The organism is Shinella sp. SUS2 (assembly GCF_001262505.1).
GTDB lineage: Bacteria > Pseudomonadota > Alphaproteobacteria > Rhizobiales > Rhizobiaceae > Shinella.
In genome coordinates, this window is the sequence record NZ_KQ410797.1 from 1 (window position 1) to 5,136 (window position 5,136).

General features: G+C 59.5%; 5 protein-coding genes and 1 pseudogene. 3 read left to right on the top strand and 3 right to left on the bottom strand.

The features are described 5' to 3' along the window. Positions 1 to 78: 78 nt before the first annotated feature. The 3 genes and pseudogenes from AKG11_RS33025 to AKG11_RS33035 all read left to right on the top strand — a co-directional run. Positions 79 to 806, top strand: a pseudogene (locus tag AKG11_RS33025) (integrase core domain-containing protein); the annotation flags it as partial. A 291-nt stretch (positions 807 to 1,097) separates the two neighbouring features. Next, a complete protein-coding gene (locus tag AKG11_RS35010) occupies positions 1,098 to 1,523 on the top strand; it encodes a hypothetical protein (RefSeq protein ID WP_156334229.1) in 426 nt (141 codons plus the stop codon). A 274-nt stretch (positions 1,524 to 1,797) separates the two neighbouring features. Further along, positions 1,798 to 3,696, top strand: coding sequence for a caspase family protein (locus tag AKG11_RS33035; RefSeq protein WP_082342973.1), 1,899 nt, complete (start codon positions 1,798 to 1,800; stop codon positions 3,694 to 3,696). 69 nt (positions 3,697 to 3,765) lie between these two features. Here AKG11_RS33035 and AKG11_RS33040 read toward each other — a convergent pair whose 3' ends face one another. From AKG11_RS33040 to AKG11_RS33050, 3 genes are all read right to left on the bottom strand, one after another. Then, positions 3,766 to 4,164 (bottom strand): hypothetical protein, encoded by a 399-nt coding sequence (locus tag AKG11_RS33040; protein WP_050747087.1) that lies wholly within the window; start codon positions 4,162 to 4,164, stop codon positions 3,766 to 3,768. Positions 4,165 to 4,232: 68 nt separating this feature from the next. Beyond that, positions 4,233 to 4,667, bottom strand: coding sequence for a hypothetical protein (locus tag AKG11_RS33045; RefSeq protein ID WP_156334230.1), 435 nt, complete (start codon positions 4,665 to 4,667; stop codon positions 4,233 to 4,235). 94 nt (positions 4,668 to 4,761) lie between these two features. Next, on the bottom strand, positions 4,762 to 5,136 hold a 375-nt coding region (locus AKG11_RS33050), incomplete at its 5' end, for a transposase (protein ID WP_050747089.1).

The following is a 5,136-nucleotide window of genomic DNA, read 5'->3' on the forward strand; positions in this document are numbered from 1 at the left end:
CCCGGCGGTCTCAGGCCGGCGCCACCGTGGCCGACTGTTGCTCCGCCCCGTGGCCGGTTTTTACTCCGCCGTTGACAGAGCATGCAGGCCGAACTCCTCAAGAAGGCTCTGGGAAAGAAGTGACGCGGCCATCTCAACGCCGGGAGATGGCCACGAGAGCAGTGGCGCTGCGTGGGGTGAGCACCGCACTCGCCTGCCCCCATCTTCGATGTCAGCGAGACGTGCTTTCGTTACAGCGCCAAGCTGAACGACGAGAACGAGCAGATCGCCGATCTGCTGATCGGATGACGCGGGCGAAGAGGAGCTAGGGCTTCGGCTTGTGCTTCCTTTACCTCCACAATGTCCGGGGCCATCGCTGGAACCACAAGCGCGTCTACCGCATCTACCGCGAACTGGAGGACCACCTGGAGGACGGCAAGCCGTTCCGGTTGTTGAACGTCCTGGACGATTTCAATCGCGAGGGGCTGGGCATCGAAGTGGATTTCTCGCTTCCTGCCGAGCGCGTCATCCGCAGCTTGAGCCAGATCATCGAATGGCGTGGCAAGCCGTTCGCCATACGCGTGGCCCCGAATATGTCAGCGGCAAGCTGATGGAACGGGCCGAAAGGCAAGGCATTGCCTTGAGCCACATCCAGCCGGGCAAGCCGCAGCAGAACGCCTATGTCGAGCGCTACAACCGAACCGTTCGGCATGAGTGGCTCGACCAGCACATTATAGAAAGCATCAAGGAGGCGCAGGAATTCGCCACGCAGTGGCTATGGCATCGGCGGCATCACACCCGCACAGAAACTGAAAATGGCCGCGTGAATTCTACCGTAGAGCCCCGTTAAAAATGGGGGGATTACCCCGCAAACGCCGTGTAAGCCCGGTGATCGCCCAGCGCATAGCTGTTGATCCTATCCGAGCGAACGCAATCTTGAGATCCCGTCTCTCACTGGTTTCCAGGAGCCCGCCGTCGCATCCTTATCTGGTCGGCTTCGCTGGAGCCTTGCCTCGCTCGGAAAGCATCGGTTCAACCTTGGACGCAACCGCTCAGGTTTCCATTCACGCTCATACCGGCTATAAACATCGGAACAACGCGCAGAGAGAGCATCCATATTGAAAGCCGTGCTGCCGGTAACACTGCTTCTGACAATGGTTGGTGGCTTGTTGCCCGCTTATGCTGGCGGGCCGGATGAAGTTGTTGTCGGCATCTATGCCAGCCACCCTTGGACGGATTTTCCTCCAGGAGGTCACGGTGCATGGTATGTGGAGACCGCAGCAGCCTGGGAGAGCGGCGCATCGGATGCTGGAATGACATTCCTCCTTGGGGCAGCCAACCAATTGGAGAAGGTAGAAACCGCGGTTGTCGCCTCCGGCGAATACGAGGCCACGGTACGGGCCACCCTTTCCGGTAAAGATGGGACCGTTCAGGTACTCAATTTCGGCATGATCGGTGACGACGATGAAGACGACAGATGGCGCATCATCGAGGTCTTTACCGACGGGGGAAAATACCTCTCCAATGTGCTTGCGAATAAATAGCCCTATCCAAGCACCTTCATCAGTTCTCACCAGCCGCGCCGGTATGGGAAATCGGCCTGTCGATCCTCCATCGGCGAAACGCAGCTTATCTATTGCACCCACAAGCCGCTCGAATAGGACCCTGCCCTACCGGGGCTAGATCGTTGGTCAAGCCTTCACATTCGGGTTGGATTCTTGCTCCAACCGAAACCGTGAAATAAAACCCGCCCCAAACCCGTTCCTCTTTCGGCGATAGCATCGAGCTTCAGCCTATTTTTCAGCCTGGGGATGATCAATGCGCCTCAAGAAAACCTGCAGTGCCGCATTGGTTTACGCAGTTTATGCGGTCTCGTCAGCAAGCGCGGACACGGTGGCAGACCTCGCTGCCTGCGCCGATGAACATGTCAAAACAGCAATGCTGCCAATCGAGCAACTGGCCGATGCTGAAGCCTCCTGCACCCGTGTTCTGGAAGGGAAGACGAACGACGAGGACAGGCAGAAAGCCGCGTTTTTCCGAGGGCTCATGCGCTTTCTGCAGGTGACGCAGGCAGGCATGGCGCTCGATGCAAATGCCGACGGTTCGATGCAGGAATACAAGCTGCCGACGCAAGAGGATGTGGCCGGCGCCCTGGCCGACGTCCAGACGGCAATTGATCTGCAGGGCCCTCTGAAGGGAGAGGCTCTCGCCCTACGCGTCACAATAAACCAGACCATCGGGCAACCAGATGCCGTTGCCGACGACATCGAGGCGGCGATGCGCGATGCGCCCGCGGACGCGACGCCCTTTGTCCAGAGAGCGTTGGAGGCCGAACGTCGGGGGGATCTGGCTGCAGCGCTCGCCGACCTTGATCAGGCGCTCGAAAACGACGCACAGTTTGGTCCGGCGCTGATTGCTCGCAGTCTTCTACTGCGCCGGGTGGGGCATCTGGCGAAAGCGCTCGAGGATCTGACAGCGGCGATCGCGCTGGGGCCGCCTTTCCGGCGGATTGCGCTCATTCAGAAATCCGAAATCGAATCCCGCACAGGCGATTTGCGAGCCTCTTTCGACGACATGCTCTCGGCTGCTCGCGAAACCGGCGACATGTCCGCCGAGGATGCCTACGCGATGAACATAGACCTGTTGATCCGCGCAGGCGATCTGGCTCTCGATAGCCTGAAGGACCCCGCTGCTGCTGAAGGCCTTTACAACGAAGCAGCAAAGCTTTCGCCCGACGACTGGCGCTGGCAGCTCGGGTTGGGACGATCGGCCGAAGCGCGTGGGCAAAAGAAAAAAGCCATCGAGATTTACAATCGCATCCTTGAAGGAACGCAATCGGTCCCCAACCTGCTGGAGCGAAACGATGCCGCCTGGCGCCTGAAGCGGTTGACGCAGCCGGTCCTGCAACGGCGCGCAGGAGAATTTGCGCCCGGCTTCGAATTCGGTATCATGCCAGAAAATCCATCACCCGATGGATTGAAACGGCTCGCCTTCATCATCGGCTCCGGAAACTATTCCGAACTGTCCAGCCTTCCCAATGCCCGGCGTGACGCCGCGATCATCGCAAGCCGGCTGGCCGATATGGGATTTGACGCGATCGAGATCGCGGAGGACATCGATAGCAAGAACATGACCAATCTGCCCGCTTATATCGGCGAGCGAGCGGGGGATGCGGACATCGTGGTCGTGTTCTATGCAGGCCATGGCGTCGAAACCGGTGGCGTCAATTATCTCGTGCCTGTCGATGCTGCCATAGGAAACGAAAAAGACCTGCAAACGACGGCACTGGCCCTGCAAGACCTGACGGCGGCGGCAAGCAAGGCGCGCCAGGGCGCACTCGTCATCATCGATGCCTGCCGCGACGACCCGTTTGTCGAGGCAAAGGCGGTCGCGTCATCGCGCGGCCTTGCCCGTATAACGGTGGATCCGGTGCCCGAGCGCATGCCCATGGGCCTTGCCGTTTCTCCCACGCCCGCGATGAACAGTGTGGTCCTCCATTCCACTCAGCCCGGCAAGACGGCGGCCGACGGCAACGGGCTGGACAGCCCATTCGTGATTGCCCTTCTCCAGACCCTCTCGAGGCCAGGCCTGACAATGGATGAGGTGGTACGGGAAACAGCGGCGCGCGTATCGGACCTGACCGGCGGTATGCAGATCCCCACGGCTTATGGTGATGCTTCCGCAATCCAAATCCTGCCCGGTGGCGCACAGGAGTAAGCACCAGTCATCGCCTTGCCGGCCGTGTCCGGATCCAGTGGCTGGCAGAAGGATATGGAGCGTCGACGGTTATTCGTCGCTCGATGTTCGAACTGCCGAAATGGTTGCATCGAACATCATGGCGGAACCGACATGCCACGTGGTGAAAGGAAGGCCCATTCTGCCTTGCACCGTCACGTCCTTTCCAACAGCATCACTCCAGCGCGCGGCTTCGTCACCCTTTGGCGCCAGATGGATATCGCGAAGGAAGACATCCGCCCGATCACCGTCCACGTCCTCTATGGAAACACATTGCCCGTCCTCGACGAAGACGACAAACGCCCTGATGGGTGTCCCGTCAGGATGCCTGCTTTCGACGATGCGCAACTGGCCTGTGATCATCGACGGTGGAGCAAGGCAGCCATTGGCGTGAGCCGGTGCGAAGCCCGCCAGTAGCGCGCCGCCGAGATATGCCCCCCTCAAAAACATCCTACCTCCCGATGTCGTGCTGTCAGAGTTCCCGTGCATGGCGCTGCTTGTGTAAGCTATCTCCCGGGTTACCCGGTCTTTCGATAGGTGAAGGGCCACACCGGGGCACTGTCCTCTTGCGGCAACTCACCCATCCTCGCCGGATTGCAGGCACCGATCGATGTCAACGCACCGTCAACGCTTCTCTGGAACGGGTGCACCATTACGCCGAGATCTATGCGGTAGATTTCGTTCTGCTCCGCGTGATGAGCCAGGAAAACGTTCGCGTCGGCCTGCTGCACATCCAGCTTGCCGGTGTAGGTAATGAACCGGTCGCCACCTTCCGCATGTTCCTGTAACTCTCCGGTCTTGGTATCAATCCAGAAAAGAACCGGGTTTCCCAGTTCCTTGTCGGCGGCGGATATCGTCAGGGATCCGGACGTGCCGACTGTTTCCGCGACAGCAACAGGAGCGCAAAGCAATGTTTCCGCGTGAAGAGGCGAGACGGGGAGAAAACCGGCCACGACTATCACGCGAAGAACACACGACATCATGGACCTCCACCAGTCACCCGCACTCGCAATCTATCAGGCAACAGCTCATACGGTCCCTCACTGATCAAAACCCATTGGCCCATTCTCTGCGTCCGATCGACATGACGCGCCATGGCTGGCTTTCGAGCCGCCGCCAGGCATCGCAGCAATGATCGACGATGTCGTCGTATGATTTGAACACGCGGTTTGATAACCAGTTGTCGCGCATGAAATGCCAGAGGTTTTCGACCGGGTTCAGCTCCGGCGATTTCGGCGGGAGTGGCAGAATGGTGATGTTTTCGGGCACGACGAGATTGTTGGACATGTGCCAGCCTGCCTGATCCATGATGAGGATAGCGTGCGCGTCGGCATCGACGTGTCGGGCGATTTCGGCCAGATGCTGGGTCATGGCGTAGGTGTCGCACCATGGCATGACCAGCGCCGCCGCCTTGCCGAGCCT